This is a genomic window from Mycolicibacterium chubuense (assembly GCF_001044255.1).
Taxonomy (GTDB): domain Bacteria; phylum Actinomycetota; class Actinomycetes; order Mycobacteriales; family Mycobacteriaceae; genus Mycobacterium; species Mycobacterium chubuense.
Genome location: NZ_JYNX01000084.1, coordinates 38,132 through 55,196 on the forward strand (window position 1 = coordinate 38,132; position 17,065 = coordinate 55,196).

Consider the following 17,065-nt stretch of genomic DNA (forward strand, 5'->3'; position numbering starts at 1 on the left):
TCGCCCGAGGGGTGGTGCCGGCGGGGGATCCCCGTCTCCCCCGCGCGTCAGCCCTGCCGGGTGGGACGGATGGTCAGGTCCCCGATCTCCACGTCGTGCGGCTGCTCGATTGCGAAGGCGATCGCCCGGGCCACCGCGTCCGCCGGCAGGCCGAACGCGTCCATGTCGGCACGGATCCGCTGCCGCAGCGCGTCATCGGTGACGGACCCGTCGAGTTCGGTGTTGACGAACCCCGGCGAGATCGACGTCGTGCGCACCACGCCGTCCGTCGACTCCTGCCGCAGCGCCTCCATCACCGTGCGCACGGCGTTCTTCGTCGCCGCGTACACCCCCATCGTCGGGACGATCTTCAGCCCGGCCGTCGACACCGTCGTCACCAGGTGGCCGCCGCCCTGCCTGCGGAACACCGGCATCGCGGCGGCGATGCCATGCAGCACGCCGCGCAGGTTGACGTCGATCATCGCGTCCCAACCGGGCACGTCGGCGTCGGCGAGTGGGCTGATCGCGCTGATCCCGGCGTTGGACACCAGCACGTCGAGGCGGCCGAACTGCTCGACGGCGGTGTCGACGAGCCGCACCAGATCCGCGGCGACGGTGACGTCGGTGGCGACGGCGGCCACGTCGGCGGCGCCCAACCCGTCGGAGAGGGCGTCGAGGCGGTCGGCGCGGCGGGCGCCGAGGACGAGGCGCGCGCCGCGGCCGGCCAGCAGGCGCGCCGTCGCTTCGCCGATACCGCTGCTCGCTCCGGTGATCGCGACGACCTGGCCGGTGATGGGGTCTGTGCTCATGGTGGGTACGACCCGGCACCGGCGGCGGCTATTCCGCTGTCGGCCGAATCGCCGCGGGGAACAAAGCACGCCGCCCCAGGGTTGAGCGCATCAGGTTCAACTTTCGGTTGAACGAACACAGGAGGATCGATGCCTGAAGCTCTGCAAGTGCCCGTTCTTTTCGTGAGCGAGCCGATCGTGCTGCCCGGAATGGTCGTGCCGATCGAACTCGACGACGCCGCCCGCGCTGCGGTCGACGCCGCTCAAGCCAGCCAGTCCGGCAAGCTGCTGATCGCGCCGCGGCTGGACGACCGCTACCCCACCTACGGCGTGCTCGCCTCGATCGTGCAGGTCGGCCGCGTGCCCGGCGGTGGTGCGGCCGCGGTCGTGCGTGGCGAGAAGCGTGCCCACATCGGCACCGGAGCCACGGGTCCCGGCGCGGCCCTGTGGGTCTCGGTCGACGAGGTGGCCGACCCGGCCATCACCGACGAGACCCGTTCGCTGGCCGCCGAATACAAGAAGCTGCTGCTGGCGATGCTGCAGCGCCGCGAGGCGTGGCAGATCGTCGACGTGGTCAACAAGATCACCGACCCGTCCGCGCTGGCCGACACCGCCGGCTACGCGTCCTACCTGTCCGATGTCCAGAAGCGTGAGCTGCTGGAGACCGAGGATGTGGCGGCGCGGTTGCGGTGGCTGATCGACTGGACCGGCGAGCATCTCGCCGAGGTCGAGGTCAACGACAAGATCGCCGAGGACGTGCGGGCCGGCATGGACAAGCAGCAGAAGGAATTCCTGCTGCGCCAGCAGCTGGCGGCGATCCGCAAGGAACTCGGGGAGGGCGAATCCGACGGATCCGATGACTACCGGTCCCGGGTCGAGGCCGCCGACCTTCCCGAGAAGGTGCGCGAGGCCGCGCTGCGCGAGGTCGGCAAGCTGGAGCGCTCCAGCGAGCAGAGCCCCGAGGGCGGCTGGATCCGCACCTGGCTGGACACCGTCCTGGACCTGCCGTGGAACGTCACCACCGAGGACTCGACGGATTTGGCGGTCGCCAGAGACATTCTTGACGCCGACCACCACGGTCTCGACGACGTCAAGGACCGCATCGTGGAGTACCTGGCCGTACGGGCCCGGCGCTCCCAGCGCGGCATGGCCGTCGTCGGCGGCCGCGGCTCCGGTGCGGTGATGGTGCTGGCCGGCCCTCCCGGGGTCGGCAAGACGTCACTCGGCGAGTCCGTCGCCCGCGCGCTGGGCCGCACGTTCGTGCGCGTGGCGCTGGGCGGGGTGCGCGACGAGGCGGAGATCCGCGGGCACCGGCGCACCTATGTGGGCGCCCTGCCCGGCCGCATCGTGCGGGCCATCGGTGAGGCCGGATCGATGAATCCGGTTGTGCTGCTGGACGAAATCGACAAGGTGGGGTCCGACTACCGCGGCGATCCGTCGGCGGCGCTGCTCGAGGTGCTCGACCCGGCGCAGAACCACACGTTCCGCGACCACTACCTCGATCTGGACCTCGACCTGTCCGATGTGGTGTTCCTGGCGACGGCCAACGTCATCGAGAACATCCCGTCGGCGCTGCTGGACCGCATGGAGCTGGTCACCATCGACGGCTACACCGCCGACGACAAGGTGGCGATCGCCCGGGACTACCTGCTGCCCCGGCAGGCCGAGCGTGCGGCGCTGACGGCCGACGAGGTGACTGTCACCGACGAGGCGTTGCGCAAGATCGCCGCGGACTACACCCGCGAACCGGGGGTGCGCCAGTTCGAGCGGCTGCTGGCCAAGGCGCTGCGCAAGGTGACCACGAAGCTGGACGCCGACCCGTCGCCGATCACGATCGACGAGCCGGATCTGGTGGAGTACCTGGGCCGTCCGCGGTTCATGCCGGAGTCCGACGAACGCACCGCGGTGCCGGGCGTCGCGACCGGGTTGGCCGTCACGGGCCTGGGCGGCGACGTGCTCTACATCGAGGCGGGCGCGACCGACGGCGAGCCCGGGCTGAAGCTGACCGGACAGCTGGGTGACGTGATGAAGGAGTCGGCGCAGATCGCGCTGTCCTACGTGCGGGCCCACGCCGAACAGCTCGGGGTCGACCCGTTGGCGCTGGACCGGCAGATCCATGTGCACGTGCCCGCGGGCGCGGTGCCCAAGGACGGCCCGTCGGCCGGCGTCACGATGGTCACGGCGCTGGTGTCGATGGCCACCGGACGTCAGGTGCGCGGCGACGTCGGCATGACCGGCGAGGTCACGCTGAACGGCCGGGTGCTGCCGATCGGCGGGGTCAAGCAGAAGCTGCTGGCCGCGCAGCGGGCCGGGCTGTCGACGGTGTTCATCCCACAGCGCAACGAGCCCGACCTGGACGACGTCCCGGCCGAGGTGCTCGAGGCGCTGGAGGTCCGGCCGATGACCGACGTGGCGGAGATCGTCGCGCTGGCCCTCGAGCCGGTGGCCGAGACGGTGACCGCCGCGGCCTGACGGGAATCCCTTCGCGAGCGTGCGTGTTTGTCGGTTTCGACACGGTGTGTCGGCCACAGACACGCACGCTCGGCGGAAAGAGGGGCACCATGCCCGAACGCGGACAGGCCCTGCGCAAGCTGGGCTTCCTCACCATCGGCCGGTTCGACGCCGACGATCCCCGCCCGGGACTCGAGGAGACGCTGGAGGTGATCGACCGGGCCGAGGCGCTGGGCTTCGACAGCGTCTGGCTGCGGTGCCGTCACCTGCAGGCCGGCATCTCGAGCCCGGTCGCGATCATGGCCGCGGCGTCGCAGCGCACCAGCCGCATCGAGCTGGGCACAGCCGTCATCCCGCTGGGTCTGGAGAACCCGCTGCGGCTCGCTGAGGACCTCGCGACCGTCGACCTGCTCTCCGGCGGCCGCGTCAACCCCGGCGTCTCGGTCGGCACCCCCATGCTCTACGACCACTACAAGCAGGCTCTGTACCCGGAATCGTATGAGTTGCAGGACTTCTCGAAGCAGCGGGTGCAGCGGTTGCTGAGCCATCTGCGCGGCGAACCCGTCAGCGACTTCTCCGGCTCCGTCGGCATCGAACAGTTCACCGACCACGTCCAGCCGCACTCCCCCGGGCTGGCCGACCGCGTCTGGTACGGCGGCGGACGGGACTCCGCGATCTGGGCGGCACAGCAGGGCATCAACTACCTGACGAGCTCGGTGGTCAGCATCGAGGGCACCGAATCGCGGGACTTCGCCACCATCCAGGCCGAGCACATCGACGCCTTCCGGGCCCACCACCCCGCGCCGGCGAGAGCGCGGGTGTCGCAGGGCCTCGTCGTCATCCCGACGGACTCGGCCACCGACGACCAGGTCCGCCGCTACCGCGACTACGCCGCGAGCCGCTTCGAGCGGACCACGACCCCGCAGGGTGCGCGCGGCATGCTGTTCTCCCCCGACTACGTCGGCTGCTCCGACGAACTGGCCGACCAGCTCTTCGACCACGCCGGCTTCCGGCGCGCCGACGAGGTCGCGTTCGCGCTGCCGTTCACCTTCGGCGACGAGGACTATGCCCAGATCATCACCGACCTCGCCGAGAAGCTCGGGCCGGCGTTGGGATGGTCGCCGGCCGGCGTGTGACGCAGAATCACCGCATGGCCTACGACACCGACCTCGCCGACCGGGTCCGGGAACTGATCGCGGCCGAGCGCGGCGTCGACGAGAAGCCGATGTTCGGTGGGCTCGCGTTCCTGATCGGCGGCAACATGTCGGTGTGCGTCAGCGGTCGCGGCGGCCTGATGGTGCGGGTGCCGCCCGAGGACACTGAGCAGCTGCTCGGTCTCGACCACGTCGAGCCGATGATCATGTCCGGCCGCCAGACCCGGGGCTGGCTGAGGGTGTCGGCCGACGGCGTCGCGAGTACCCGCCAGTTGCAGACCTGGGTGCGCCGTGGGGTGGAGCAGGCCAAGACGTTGCCGCCCAAGTAGCGATTCTCGGCGCGGGAAGCGGGTAGCCCCCGTCGATGAGCAGAAACGACGTCGTGCGGCGCCTGCTCGACGAGGCCGGCACGACCTACGCCGAACAGGCCGGGATCCGGCTCGCCGACACACCGATGCCGCTGTTCGAGCTGCTGGTGCTGTGCATGCTCGCCAGCAAGCCCATCGACGCGAACATCGCGGTGCGCGCGGCACAGGAGATCTTCGGCGAGAAGCTGCGCACTCCCGACGCGGTGCTCGACGCCAAGCGGCAGACGATGATCGACGCGTTCGGACGGGCCGGCTACGCCCGCTACGACGAGAGTTCGGCCACCCGGCTCGTCGACATCGCCACCGCGGTCCGCGACGAGTACCGAGGCGACCTGCGTGGCCTGGCCGCCCGCGCCGAGCACGAACCCGCGACGGCGAAACGCCTGCTCGAGGAGTTCACCGGAATCGGGGACACCGGCGCCGACATCTTCCTGCGGGAGGTGCAGGACGTCTGGACGTGGGTGCGACCCCACTTCGACTCCCGTGCGCTCGCCGCCGCCGAGGACCTCGGGCTGCCGGGAGACCCTGACGAACTCGGGCGACTCGCCGGCACCGACTGCGCGCCGTTGGCGGCGGCGCTGGTGCGGGCGTCCCTCGACCGCGACGTGCGCGAGAAAATCCTGCAGTGATGCAATAGCCCGGTGCCTTCTGCGATCCGTGCCTGCCTGCCGGTGCTGGTGCTGTTCAGCGCCGCGTGTACCGGACCGACCGTGATCAACACCGAGGAGCCGACCAGCCAAGCCCCTGCACCGGCGGCGGCTCAGACCTCGACGACCCGGCCCAGCAACGCGCATCTGGCCAACGCCTTCGCGTACGCGACCCCGGTCGACGGCGCGACCGGCTACGCCTTCACCACGCCCAGCGGCCGCTGGCAGTGCGTGATCGTCCCGCGCACCCAGGCAAGCTGCGGCAAGGCCGGCGGCTCCGCCTCCGCGCTCGGCATCACCGACGCGCCCGAGGAGGTGCCCGGACCGGACGGCGAGACCGCCACGCCCACCGCGATCCTGGTCGGCCGCAGCGGCGACCCGCAGTTCGCCGCGCTGCCGGCGTATTCGGTCACCGACCCGCCGGAGCTGCCGTTCAACCGGATCCTCGCCGCCGCCGGGTTCCGCTGCAACGTCCAGGAAGCGACCGGCATCTCGTGTCTGTCGGAGCTTTCCGGCAAGGGCTTCACGTTCTCCGCCGACGGCTGGACGACGGCCTACACCGACGTGCCGGCCGACGCTCCCTAGGCTCGTGCCCATGACCCCTGCCCACACCCCGGTCACCGTCACCGTCACCGGCGCCGCCGGCCAGATCGGCTACGCGGCGCTGTTCCGCATCGCCGCGGGCGCGATGCTCGGCCACGACACCCCGGTGGCGCTGCGGCTGCTCGAACTGCCCGATGCGGTCCGCGCCGCCGAGGGCGTGGTGATGGAACTCGACGACGGCGCCTTCCCGCTGCTGGCGGGCACCGAGATCTTCGACGACCCGATCCGCGCGTTCGACGGGGTCGATGTCGCGCTGTTGATCGGCGCCAGACCGCGCACCAAGGGTATGGAGCGGGCCGACCTGCTGGGGGCCAACGCGGCGATCTTCGCGACCGCGGGCCGGGCGCTGAACGCGGGGGCCGGCCCGGACGTCCGTGTGCTCGTCGTCGGCAACCCCGCCAACACCAACGCGCTCGTCACCGCCGCACACGCCCCCGACATTCCGGCCGACCGGTTCACCGCGCTGACCCGGCTCGACCACAACCGGGCGGTGGCGGCGATGGCCCGGCATGCCTCGGTGCCCGTCACCGAGATCAGCAAGATGACGATCTGGGGCAACCACTCGCCCACCCAGTACCCCGACATCTTCCACTCGATCGTCGGGGGCCGTGCGGGCGCCGACTACGCCGCCGACACCCGTTGGCTCGCCGACGAATTCATCCCGACCGTGGCGCGGCGCGGCACCGCGATCATCGAGGCCCGCGGCGCCAGCTCGGCGGCATCGGCGGCCAACGGCGCGATCGATCACGTCGACGACTGGATCCACGGCACCCCCGACGGGAACTGGACGTCGGTGGCGCTGCCGTCGCCCGGCGTCTACGGCGTCGACGAGGGGTTGGTGTGCTCGTTCCCGTGCCGCTCGGTCGGCGGGCGCTGGGAGATCGTCGAGGGCCTGGACATCAACCCGTTCTCCCGGGCCAGGATCGACGCGTCGGTCGCCGAGCTGCGAGCCGAACGGGACGCGGTCGCCGCGCTCGGGCTGCTGTAATCACTCCTCGTCTCCACAACGCATCGAACACTCCAGCAGCCGCCTTGGCTCTCGATGTACGCGATCGAGGTGTCGATCGTGTCGCGGGTGATGGCGCTGACGATGATCATGTGCGGTGCGTCGTACATCAGCAGACGCCCATCGGGACACTCGGCGTGACCGCTGCCCCCCGACAGGATCTCCGGGGTCGCAAATGTGCACCACCGTCGTTGGCCGTCGGAGAACTCCAGCACCACGTCGACGCTCAGCAGAGGGTCGCCGAGAGGATCATCGATGCGTAGGGACACCAGCTTCACGACGGGGCGACCGCTCAAGTCGAACCAGGAGGTCGGAAACCATCGCTTCTTGCCGTGGTCACCTCGCACTCTGATCTGGCGCTTGCCGGTGTCCTGGCTCAGAACGACGTACTGGTTGCCGAAGGTGAGCGCGTGACCGCAGACGCCCACGCCCGTGCACGTCGCGATGAGTTGCCCGCCGCTCTGCTCGAGGTCGATGGGCGGTGACCCGGCCACGTCGATGACGATAACAATCGAGATCGACGCCACCACTGATCATCGCCGGGCTATTCCAGCGTCGCGGTCCCGTCGGCGTGCACCCGCACCGGCGCGCCGGCGATGTCGTCGGCGATCGTGGTCTCGGCCGCATCGGCGCCGGTGATCACCGCCAGCACCCGCGCATCGTCGGGTGTGCGCACCGCGAGGAACGCCTTCTCGGGTTCGCCGTCGCGACTGACCGGCGTCGTCCACGATTCGACCGTGCCCACGCCGCTCCAGTCCACCAGCTCGGTCCGCGTCGGCTCCCGATCGACGGCGTCCTGCACGTCCTCCCAACGGAATTCGTGCTGCGGCGGCTCGGTCCCGTAGACGCCCATGCTGTGCTTGGTCAGGTAGCCGCCGTTGGCGGTGATCAGGCCGCGGGTACCGGGCCGCGCAGCGAGCTGCTCGGCCATCGTCGCTATCGAGTGGGTGACGTAGTTGTTCCAGGGTCCGCCGGCGAAGGTGAGCCCGCCTGTGACCGTCAGCGGCCGCGCCGGGTCACCGAGCGGCAGACCGAGCTCACGCGCGGCGACCTGCACGGCCGACGGGAAGCAGGAGTAGACGTCGATCAGATCGAGGTCGTCGACGCCGGTGCCGGCCAACTCGAGGGCGCGGTTCCCGGCGATCCTGATGGCCGGCGAGGTGTGGAACTCGGCCCGCTCGCCGATCGCGTAGGTGTCGTGGGCGTCCGTGCCGGCGTACGGGAAAACCCAACGCTCCGTGGGGATCTGGAGATAGGTGGCCTTCTCGGCGGAAGCCAGGATCAACACCGCGCCCTGATCCACCATGTTGTTGGAGTTCATCAGTTTCGTGTACGGCCAGCTGATCATCCGGTTGTCGGCCGACGGCTGATAGATCTGCTCGGCGCTGTAGGTCTCCCGGTTCCACGCATGAGGGTTGCCCGCGGCCACCTGCGAGAACTGCGCCCACAGTTCGCCGATGCGCTGCCGGTGAACCTGGCTGCTCTCCCCGACGGCGATGCGCACCGCCTGTTCGAACATCGGGTACACGTAGGCCGGCCGGTCCAGGTGGATCTTCAGATCGCCGGGGCCTGCCATCGGCATGGTCTCGTCGGAGCCGGGCGCCAACGGTACGGACTCGTCCTGCTTCGTCCAGTGCGCTTTCGTCCCTGCCGCGCGCATCTTCGTTTTCGTGCGCCACGTCTCCGCGCCGGCGATCAGGACGACGTCCGCCCTACCCTGCTGAATGTCCAGGCATGCCTGGTTCACCAACGTCTGCGGGACGTTGCCGCCGATCCCGGTGTAGCGGGTCACCGCCTTGTCGGCGCGCAGACGTTGCGCCAGAAGCAGACCCGGATCGCGGTAGCGCCACGACAGCAGGTTGACCACCCGCACCGCGTCAACCGCTTCGAGCACCCGCGGATCGGCGGCCTCGCGCGCGGCGGCGACCATCAGGTCGACGGGTTCCACCTCGGGATTCTCGGTGTGCTGGTTGACCTGGCCGTAGCCGACGAGAACCGGTGTGCGGGGATCGAGGGGCATGGATGGTCAACCTTCCTGAGGGGTGTCGTAGGCGAACAGCGCGCCGTCGGCGATCAGTTCGTCGATGCGGTCGTCATCGAGGCCGAGCACCCGTCTGCACAGGTCGCGGGTGTGCTCGCCGGCCATCGGTGCCGGGCGCAGTGGCGCCCGCGCGATCCGGCGGTACCGGGCCGGTGCGGTCTCCGTCGGAATCGGTGTGTGCAGCATGGGATGCACCATCTCGGTGAAGAGTTCCCGGAAGACCACCTGCGGGTCGGCCGGCACGTCGACGGCGCGTTGCATCGGCGCGGCCGGTACGCCCCGGCGCTGCAGCAGATCGGCGACCTCGTCCTTGTCGCGGGCGGCCGTCCACTCCCCGATGGCGGCGATCAGTGCGGCCCGGTCGGCGGGCAGATCGGTCGCACCCACGATCGCGGCGAGGGCGTCGCGGTCGGCGGGTCCGCGCACCGAGACCACGCACCATTCGTCGTCACCGGCGCACGGGCACACCGCGTGCACGGTGTCGTCGTCGACGACGGGAAGCCCTGCGGCGCGGGTGGATTCGACGACGTAGCGGTCGGCGAGCTGATTGATCGCGGCCTCGGCCTGGGAGATGTGCACGTGGGCGCCGCAGCCCCGACGGTCGCGGCGGATCAGCGCGGCCAGGGCGGCGATCGCGGTCAGCCTGCCCACCACGTGGTCGGGGAAGATCGTCGTCGCGTCGAAGAACGCGTCGGGCGGGGCGTCGGGCGAAGTCCACAGGTGGGTGATGCCGGTGCACGCCCGCACCAGCGGGCCGTAGCCCATCTGCGCGCTCCACGGCCCGCGGTCGCCGTAGGCGCTGCTCTCGGCCAGCACGATGTCCGGATTCAGTTCGCGCAGCCGCTCGTAGGAGAAGCCGAGCGAGGCCAGCGTGCCGGGTTTGAAGTTGGCGAACACGGCGTCGGCGTCGGCCACCAGGCGGGCGAACAGGTCCGCGCCGCGCGGGTGGCGCAGATCCAGGCCGAGACTGTACTCGTTGCGGTGCGTCAGCGCCCACGACCGGCTCATCAGCTGGCCGGGCGGGTTCTGGCGCAGACCGTCGGGATATGCCGCGCTCTCGACCTTGATGACCTCGGCGCCCAGATCGGCGAACAACCGGCCCAGTTCACCGCCCGCGACGATCACCCCGAGATCGAGGATGCGCAAGCCCTCCAGCGGGCGTACCGCGTCGCGCCGCGTCGACGCCGGTACCGGTCCCGCGGAGTGTGGCCACGCCGTATCGCTGGATCCGGGTTCCGGTGCGGGACTGCGGAACCCGTGATGCTCGCCGTCGACCACGAACGGCCCCACCGGAATCGCGATGCGCGCCTGGGGCGTGAGCGGAGCCTCGGCGATCGCCCCCACGTCGCGGAAGTGCCCGGCGGACAACGTCTCCCCCGGGGTGCGGACCGCTGCGATCGGTACCCCGCGCTCCTGGCCCTGCGCGACGAGGCTGTCCATCGTCTGCGACGCGAACAACGCCCCGATCGCCGCGTTGAGCTCCGCCGAGGCGGCGTACCGTGCGGCGATGGTGTCGAACTCCGGGCCGGCGAACCGTTCCGGTTCGCCCAGCCATGCACGCATACCTCGCCACTGGCGCGGTGAGAGCAGGCAGATGCGCACGCGCCCGTCACTGCACCCGAAGACCGGATAGATCTGCTGGTTGCGCGGGCGGCCGCGCCACAGCTGGGCCGGCTGCTTCAGCCCGACCGCCGCCTGCCCTTCGGAGCCGTAGGGCGGGTCGAGGGCCTGCACCACGGCCTCGAACCGCGAGAAATCGATGAAATCCCCTCTGCCGCCGCGCAACCGATCGAAGTAGGCGATCAGCACGGCCCACGCCGCCTGCACCGCCGCGGTCGCCGACGCCACTCCCGGCGGCGGCAGGACCGGCGTTCCGGTCGACGGGCCGGTGCGCGAGAGCGCGGAGGACATCGCGTAGAAGACCGCATCGGTGGCACACCACGACGCGCGGGGCCCGGTCACGCCGAAGTCGGTGACCGACAGGGTCACCAGGTGCGGGTGTCGGTCGGCCAGCTCGGCGCATGATGTCCCGAAAGCCGCAGTGCCACCAGGGTTTCCGCTGTCGATGAGGATGTCCGCGGCGGCAGCGAGCTCGAGGAGCCGGCGCCGGTCCCCGTCGTCGGCCGGATCGAGGCGCGCGCAGCGCTTGTTGGCGTTGTCGAGCGCGAACCCGATACTCGCACCGGCGACGGTCGGCGCGGCCCGCCGGGCCGGGCTGCCGCCGGGCGTCTCGATCTTGCAGACGTCGGCGCCCAGGTCGGCCAGGATGCGGCCCACGGCGTCGGCGTCACCGGCGGAAAGGTCGAGCACGCGAACGGACGCCAGCAATCCCGCCTCGCCCATCGGTGGTGTCCGCCCTTCTGTGGTGACCGCTCGCGAAAGATTAACGCCCCGGTCATCGGGTACGGGTTGACGGTGTACCGGAGCCGAGTTGGATGAGGGCGATGACGACTGCTGCGTGGACGACCGTGGACCGAGAGCCGCTGAGCGACGAGATGGTCGATCGGCTCGACCGGTGGTGGCGGGCCGCCAACTACCTGTCGGTGGGCCAGATCTATCTGCTCGACAACCCGCTGCTGCGCACCCCGCTGGTGCGCGACGACGTCAAGCCGCGGCTGCTCGGGCACTGGGGCACGACGCCGGGCCTGAATTTCCTCTACGCGCACCTCAACCGGGTGATCGCCGAGCGCTCCCAGTCGACGATCTACCTGACCGGCCCGGGTCACGGCGGACCCGGTCTGGTGGCCAGCGCCTACCTCGACGGCACCTACAGCGAGGTCTACCCGGACATCACCCCCGACACCGAAGGCATGCGCCGGCTGTTCCGGCAGTTCTCTTTCCCCGGCGGCATCCCCTCCCATGTCGCCCCTGAGACACCGGGCTCCATCCACGAGGGCGGTGAACTCGGCTACGTGCTGTCGCACGCCTACGGCGCCGCGTTCGACAACCCCGACCTCCTGGTCGCCGCGGTGGTCGGTGACGGCGAGGCCGAGACCGGACCGCTCGCCACCAGCTGGCACTCCAACAAGCTCGCCAACCCCGCCCACGACGGCGTGGTGCTGCCGATCCTGCACCTCAACGGCTACAAGATCGCCAACCCGACCGTGCTGGCCCGGATCCCCGAAGACGAACTGCGCGCCCTGATGGTCGGCTACGGGCACGCGCCGTACTTCTTCGAGGTGCCCGACGATGCGTCCGCCGAGGATCACGCGGATGCGCATCGCCGGTTCGCCACCCTGCTCGACGACGTCCTCGACGAGATCGCCGCGATCAAGGCCCGCGCCGCGGACGGCGACGACTCCCGGCCCGCCTGGCCGATGATCGTGTTCCGCACCCCGAAGGGGTGGACCGGGCCGGCCACCATCGACGGTAAGAAGACCACCGGATCCTGGCGCGCCCATCAGGTTCCCCTGGCCAGCGCCCGCGACACCCGGGAGCACCTCGCGGTCCTCGGCGACTGGCTCGCCTCCTACCGCGCCCACGAACTCTTCGACGAGGACGGGAAGCTGCACGACGACATCGCGGCGCTGGCGCCCAAGGGTCCGCTCCGGATGAGCGACAACCCGCACACCAACGGCGGCCTGCTGCTCAAGGATCTGCGCCTGCCCGATTTCCGCACCTTCGGGGTCGACGTCCCCGCGCCGGGTGCGACGGTCGCCGAGGCCACCCGGGTCCTCGGGCAGTGGCTCACCGAGGTGATCCGGCTCAACCCCGACAACTTCCGGATCTTCGGACCCGACGAGACCGCATCGAACCGGCTGCAGGCCGTTTACGACGCCACCGACAAGCAGTGGAACGCCGACCTGGTCGGCCCCGAGGTCGACGAACACCTGGCCCGGGTCGGGCGCGTGGTCGAGATGCTCTCCGAGCACCAGTGCCAGGGCTGGCTCGAGGGCTACCTGCTGACCGGTAGACACGGGCTGTTCAACTGCTACGAGGCGTTCATCCACATCGTCGACTCGATGCTCAACCAGCACGCCAAATGGCTCAAGGTCACCGACACGATCCCGTGGCGGCGCCCCATCGCGAGCCTGAACTACCTCCTGTCCAGCCACGTCTGGCGCCAGGACCACAACGGGTTCTCCCACCAGGATCCCGGTTTCATCGACCACGTCGTCAACAAGAGCGCCCACGTCGTGCGGGTCTACCTGCCGCCGGACGCCAACACGCTGCTGTCCACCTACGACCACTGCCTGCGCTCACGCCAGTACGTCAACGTCGTGGTGTCCGGTAAGCAGCCCTCCCCCCACTTCCTGACCATGGAGCAGGCGATCGCGCACTGCACCCGCGGCCTCGGGATCTGGGAGTGGGCCGGCAGCGAGGTGCTCGGCACCGATCCCGACGTCGTGCTGGCGTCCGCCGGCGACATCCCGACGCTGGAGGCGCTCGCGGCCGCGGACATCCTGCGCCAGCACCTGCCCGACCTGAAGGTGCGGTTCGTCAACGTCGTCGATCTGATGCGGTTGCAGGACGACACCGAGCATCCGCACGGGCTGTCCAGCCGCGACTTCGACATGATCTTCACCACCGACCGGCCGATCATCTTCGCCTACCACGGCTACCCGTGGCTGATCCACCGGCTGACCTACCGGCGGACCGGTCACGCCAACCTGCACGTGCGCGGCTACAAGGAGGAAGGCACCACGACGACGCCGTTCGACATGGTGATGCTCAACGACCTCGACCGCTACCACCTGGTGATGGACGTCATCGACCGGGTTCCGTCGCTGGGCTCGCGGTGCGCGACGTTGCGCCAGCAGATGGCCGACAAGCGCATCGCCGCCCGCGAGTACACCCGCGCCCACGGCGACGACATCGGCGAGGTCAAGGACTGGGTGTGGCCCGCCGCCCGGGAGTCCGGGTTCGGGGTCAGCGGCGCCGCCGCCGCGGACACCGGCGGCGACAACGAGTAGGTGACCTGGGCATCCGCGTCCGTTCGGTACCCTGGAGCGGTTATGTCTGACGTCAGCGTCATTTCCGACGAGCCCCACCCGCTGGTGGGGCAGTTGGCGGCGCTGCACCACTTCCGCACCTACGTCGACGTCGGGGTCGTCGTCGTCGTGCTGGCGCTGACGAACCTGCTCGCCCACTTCACGACGCCGTGGGCCAACGTCGCGGTCGTCCCGGTCGCCGCAGTCATGCTGGTCGCGCTCGTGCGCTCCCGCGGGCTGGGCTGGTCGGAGCTGGGGCTGGGCCGCGAGCACTGGCGCTCGGGCGCCGGCTACGCGCTGGGTGCGGTGGCCCTGGTCGGCATCGTGATCGCCGTGGGGGCGCTGCTGCCCTGGACGCGGCCGATGTTTCTGAACAACCACTACGCCACGCTGTCCGGCGCGCTGGTCGCCTCGATGATCATCATCCCGCTGCAGACCGTCATCCCCGAGGAACTCGCGTTCCGCGGTGTCCTGCACGGCGCGCTGGACCGTGCCTGGGGCTTCCGGGGTGTCGCGGCGGCGGGCTCGCTGCTGTTCGGGCTGTGGCACATCGCGTCGTCGCTCGGGCTGACCGCCGGCAACGTCGGCTTCACCCGGATTCTCGGCGGCGGGGTGTTCGGCATGGTCGCCGGCGTCGTCGGCGCCGTCCTGGCCACGGCCGCGGCCGGATTCGTGTTCACCTGGCTGCGCCGGCGCAGCGGCAGCCTGATCGCGCCGATCGCGCTGCACTGGTCACTGAACGGGCTCGGCGCACTCGCCGCGGCCCTGGTGTGGCACCTCAGCTAGGCGTCCGGCCGGCCCGTCTGCGGGCGCGGAACTCGCGGTTTTTCAGTTTGTTCCCGCACGACGCCATGTCGCACCACATGCCGCCGTGGTTGCGCGACGCGTCGTAGAACGCCCACCGGCACTCATCGTTGCCGCAGGCCTTGAGCAGCCCCCAGGTGCCGTCGCGCTGCGCGTCGCGGATCGCCAACAGCAGGGTGGCCAGCCGGGTGGTCACGTCATCGCCGCGCGCGTCCAGGGTGACCGTCCCGTCGGACTCGAGTGTCGCCCGGACGGCAGCCGCCTCGGCGACCCGCCGCAACGGCGCGAGGTCGGCCGGTGTCGGGCGGGGTCCGCCCCCGTTGCCGACGAGCATGGCTCGCACCGCTTCCCGGACCCGGACGACCAGCTCCAGATCGGCGGCGTCGAGCCGGGCATCAGGTGCCAGCAGTCCGTTGGCCACCAGCCAGTCACGCGCGTCGGCCGGGTCGGCCAGCCGGTCGGCGCCGTCGGGCCGCTCGACGGTGTTCACCAGCGCCTGGATGCGCCGCAGCGGCGGCGGCGCGGGCTTGGTCTCGTCGTCGCCGGGCCAGGCGCGGCCACCCACGGTCATGGGCGCAAGACTAGCACCCATGACCGGTCAAACCCATTGACTGGTCACGAGTGACCGGTATAGCGTTTTCGACAGTCACTGAAGTCGAAGTCGGAGCAAGCGCGATGCCAGAGCACACGATCCCCGCCGAGGTTCTCCTCCGCGTGCCGCGACGCCGTGGCGGGCGTCGACCGCGGCTCACCGCCCGGCTGGCCGCCCGCCTCCGCGCCCATGCCTTCGACCGTCAGCTGGCCGTCGGAGTGCCTGCGGACCCGGGATCCGCGCTGGCCGCGCACACCGCGCGCGTGACGTCCGCCGCCGAGCGGCAAGCCCTGGCCCGGGCGCTGCGGCGGGTGCGACAACGCGCCGACACCCCGCTCTGGTCGTCGTCGGTCCCGGTGCACGCCGACAACGTCGCGGCCGCCGGGCAGCTGATCGACCGGCTGATCACGCGGCTGGAGACGCCCGGGCCGGTCGGCGCCCGCGGGATGGCCCGCCTGCGGCTGGTTCTCGGTGATGGTTCCGGGCCGCTGTACCGGTGCGGTCGCGGCGATCTCGCCGGCCGGCTCGGTGCGGCGCTGGCGGCGCTCTAGGTGCTGGTGCGGCGACCGTGGTCGCCGGGCCCGGCTAGACCCTGCGCTTCTGCACCATGCCGACGATCCACAGCAGGATCACCGAGCCGAGGACCGCGGTGAACAGCGTGAACCACCACCCGCCCCCCGCGGTGTCGAGGAAGAAGCTCAGCAGGAAGCCGCCGATCAGTGCGCCGATCACGCCGATGACGATGTTCATCAAGATGCCCGACCCGGACCCCTTGACGATCTTCCCGGCGATCCAGCCGGCGATCGCGCCGATGATGATGTAACCGATCCACCCCACGCTCGTCTGGGTCGTCGAGCGGGCGAGGAATTCGGTTGCCGCCATGATCTCCATGAGGATCTCCTGCCTGTTGCCAGCCAGGTCCGGAGCGGCCGCACCCGGACCCTCACCCAGGTATAGCGGGCGCAGGTAACGGTTCGGCCATGCAATCGGAAACGATCACACGCGAATCACCGGTCAGGCGGGCGGCAGCATCCCGGGGGCTGCGTTGGGGTCGACCGGAACCGGCACACCGACGGCGGGCCGCGGCGGCGGCGCATTGGGATCGGCCGGCGGCGGAGCGGCGTTCGGGTCGCCCGGTGCGGGCGGCGGCGGCGGGGGCGGCGGCGTCCAGGGCCGAATCGAGTTGGCCAGCGTCACCGCTTCGTTCTGCGGGATCGGGTTGGTCGCGGTGCCGAGCCACACGACGAACCAGCGCTCGGGAGCCCGCTGACCGCGCGGGGTGCCCGGGGCGGTCGGCGTACCGACCACTCCGGCCCAGATCTGGCCGTTCGGCTTGTTGGTGTCGGTGAACTTCACCTCGTAGGAGGACGCGACACCGGTCATGCCGTTGGCGTTGAGCGGGACGGTCTGCTGGTTGATCCGCGTGCCGGGGAACGGCATGAAGAACTCACCCATGTCCGACGCCAAGCGCTGAGCCGCCTTGGTGTTGTCGGTCTCCGCGCCGGCGAACAACTTCAGGTCGAGCCGGCCGAGCAGCACGCTGGTGTCATTCGGCGCCGGCGTGTCGGGCGGTGATCCCGCAGGGGGCAGCTTGTTGAGCAGCGCCTGACCGTACGAGAGCTGGGCGGCGTCGGCCACCTTCCAGCCCGCGGGCACCACGTAGCTGAACCCACCGGCGGCCCTGCGACCCCGCGGCACACC

The 17,065-nt window shown here is 70.7% G+C and carries 15 protein-coding genes; 9 read left to right on the forward strand and 6 right to left on the reverse strand.

What is annotated here, in order from left to right; genetic code table 11:
* Positions 1-47 precede the first annotated feature (47 nt).
* On the reverse strand, positions 48-788 hold the full coding sequence (locus tag MCHUDSM44219_RS26345; RefSeq protein WP_048421225.1) for an SDR family oxidoreductase: 741 nt from the start codon (positions 786-788) through the stop codon (positions 48-50).
* Between the two features lie 129 nt (positions 789-917).
* Here MCHUDSM44219_RS26345 and lon point away from each other — a divergent pair, with 129 nt between their 5' ends.
* From lon to MCHUDSM44219_RS26375, 6 genes are all read left to right on the forward strand, one after another.
* Positions 918-3,239: an endopeptidase La gene (lon, locus tag MCHUDSM44219_RS26350; RefSeq protein WP_048421226.1), complete on the forward strand. Its 2,322-nt coding sequence runs from the start codon at positions 918-920 to the stop codon at positions 3,237-3,239.
* Positions 3,240-3,328: 89 nt separating this feature from the next.
* The gene (locus MCHUDSM44219_RS26355) at positions 3,329-4,354 is read left to right on the forward strand and encodes an LLM class flavin-dependent oxidoreductase (protein ID WP_048421243.1); all 1,026 of its coding nucleotides are present in this window, start codon (positions 3,329-3,331) and stop codon (positions 4,352-4,354) included.
* A gap of 14 nt (positions 4,355-4,368) precedes the next feature.
* Positions 4,369-4,701 (forward strand): TfoX/Sxy family protein, encoded by a 333-nt coding sequence (locus MCHUDSM44219_RS26360; RefSeq protein ID WP_048421244.1) that lies wholly within the window; start codon positions 4,369-4,371, stop codon positions 4,699-4,701.
* 35 nt (positions 4,702-4,736) lie between these two features.
* Entirely contained in the window at positions 4,737-5,369 is a 633-nt protein-coding gene (locus MCHUDSM44219_RS26365) for an HhH-GDP family DNA glycosylase (protein WP_048421227.1), read from the forward strand.
* Positions 5,370-5,381: 12 nt separating this feature from the next.
* Positions 5,382-5,972: a hypothetical protein gene (locus tag MCHUDSM44219_RS26370; RefSeq protein WP_048421228.1), complete on the forward strand. Its 591-nt coding sequence runs from the start codon at positions 5,382-5,384 to the stop codon at positions 5,970-5,972.
* Positions 5,973-5,982: 10 nt separating this feature from the next.
* Positions 5,983-6,978 carry a malate dehydrogenase gene (locus tag MCHUDSM44219_RS26375; RefSeq protein ID WP_048421229.1) on the forward strand — a complete coding sequence of 332 codons (996 nt, stop codon included), beginning with the start codon at positions 5,983-5,985 and terminating at the stop codon, positions 6,976-6,978.
* Positions 6,979-7,540: 562 nt separating this feature from the next.
* Here MCHUDSM44219_RS26375 and MCHUDSM44219_RS26380 read toward each other — a convergent pair.
* Entirely contained in the window at positions 7,541-9,016 is a 1,476-nt protein-coding gene (locus tag MCHUDSM44219_RS26380; protein WP_048421230.1) for an acetyl-CoA acetyltransferase, read from the reverse strand.
* Between the two features lie 6 nt (positions 9,017-9,022).
* Complete coding sequence (locus tag MCHUDSM44219_RS26385; RefSeq protein WP_048421231.1) at positions 9,023-11,380, reverse strand: CoA transferase; 2,358 nt, start codon at positions 11,378-11,380, stop codon at positions 9,023-9,025.
* A 101-nt stretch (positions 11,381-11,481) separates the two neighbouring features.
* Here MCHUDSM44219_RS26385 and MCHUDSM44219_RS26390 point away from each other — a divergent pair, with 101 nt between their 5' ends.
* Positions 11,482-13,950 (forward strand): phosphoketolase family protein, encoded by a 2,469-nt coding sequence (locus MCHUDSM44219_RS26390; RefSeq protein WP_048421232.1) that lies wholly within the window; start codon positions 11,482-11,484, stop codon positions 13,948-13,950.
* Between the two features lie 42 nt (positions 13,951-13,992).
* Positions 13,993-14,754 carry a CPBP family intramembrane glutamic endopeptidase gene (locus MCHUDSM44219_RS26395; RefSeq protein WP_048421233.1) on the forward strand — a complete coding sequence of 254 codons (762 nt, stop codon included), beginning with the start codon at positions 13,993-13,995 and terminating at the stop codon, positions 14,752-14,754.
* On the opposite strand, the gene MCHUDSM44219_RS26400 is transcribed toward MCHUDSM44219_RS26395, so the two are convergent.
* On the reverse strand, positions 14,747-15,343 hold the full coding sequence (locus MCHUDSM44219_RS26400; protein ID WP_048421234.1) for a CGNR zinc finger domain-containing protein: 597 nt from the start codon (positions 15,341-15,343) through the stop codon (positions 14,747-14,749). The genes MCHUDSM44219_RS26395 and MCHUDSM44219_RS26400 overlap by 8 nt on opposite strands.
* A 104-nt stretch (positions 15,344-15,447) precedes the next feature.
* On the opposite strand from MCHUDSM44219_RS26400, the gene MCHUDSM44219_RS26405 reads away from it, so the two are divergent.
* Entirely contained in the window at positions 15,448-15,915 is a 468-nt protein-coding gene (locus MCHUDSM44219_RS26405) for a hypothetical protein (protein WP_109777991.1), read from the forward strand.
* Between the two features lie 34 nt (positions 15,916-15,949).
* Here the strand turns inward: MCHUDSM44219_RS26405 and MCHUDSM44219_RS26410 are convergent, their stop codons facing one another.
* Together MCHUDSM44219_RS26410 and MCHUDSM44219_RS26415 are read right to left on the reverse strand one after the other, a co-directional pair.
* Positions 15,950-16,255 carry a GlsB/YeaQ/YmgE family stress response membrane protein gene (locus MCHUDSM44219_RS26410; RefSeq protein ID WP_048421235.1) on the reverse strand — a complete coding sequence of 102 codons (306 nt, stop codon included), beginning with the start codon at positions 16,253-16,255 and terminating at the stop codon, positions 15,950-15,952.
* A gap of 123 nt (positions 16,256-16,378) precedes the next feature.
* Positions 16,379-17,065: APA family fibronectin-binding glycoprotein (locus tag MCHUDSM44219_RS26415; protein WP_048421246.1), on the reverse strand; the 687-nt coding region annotated here is incomplete at its 5' end.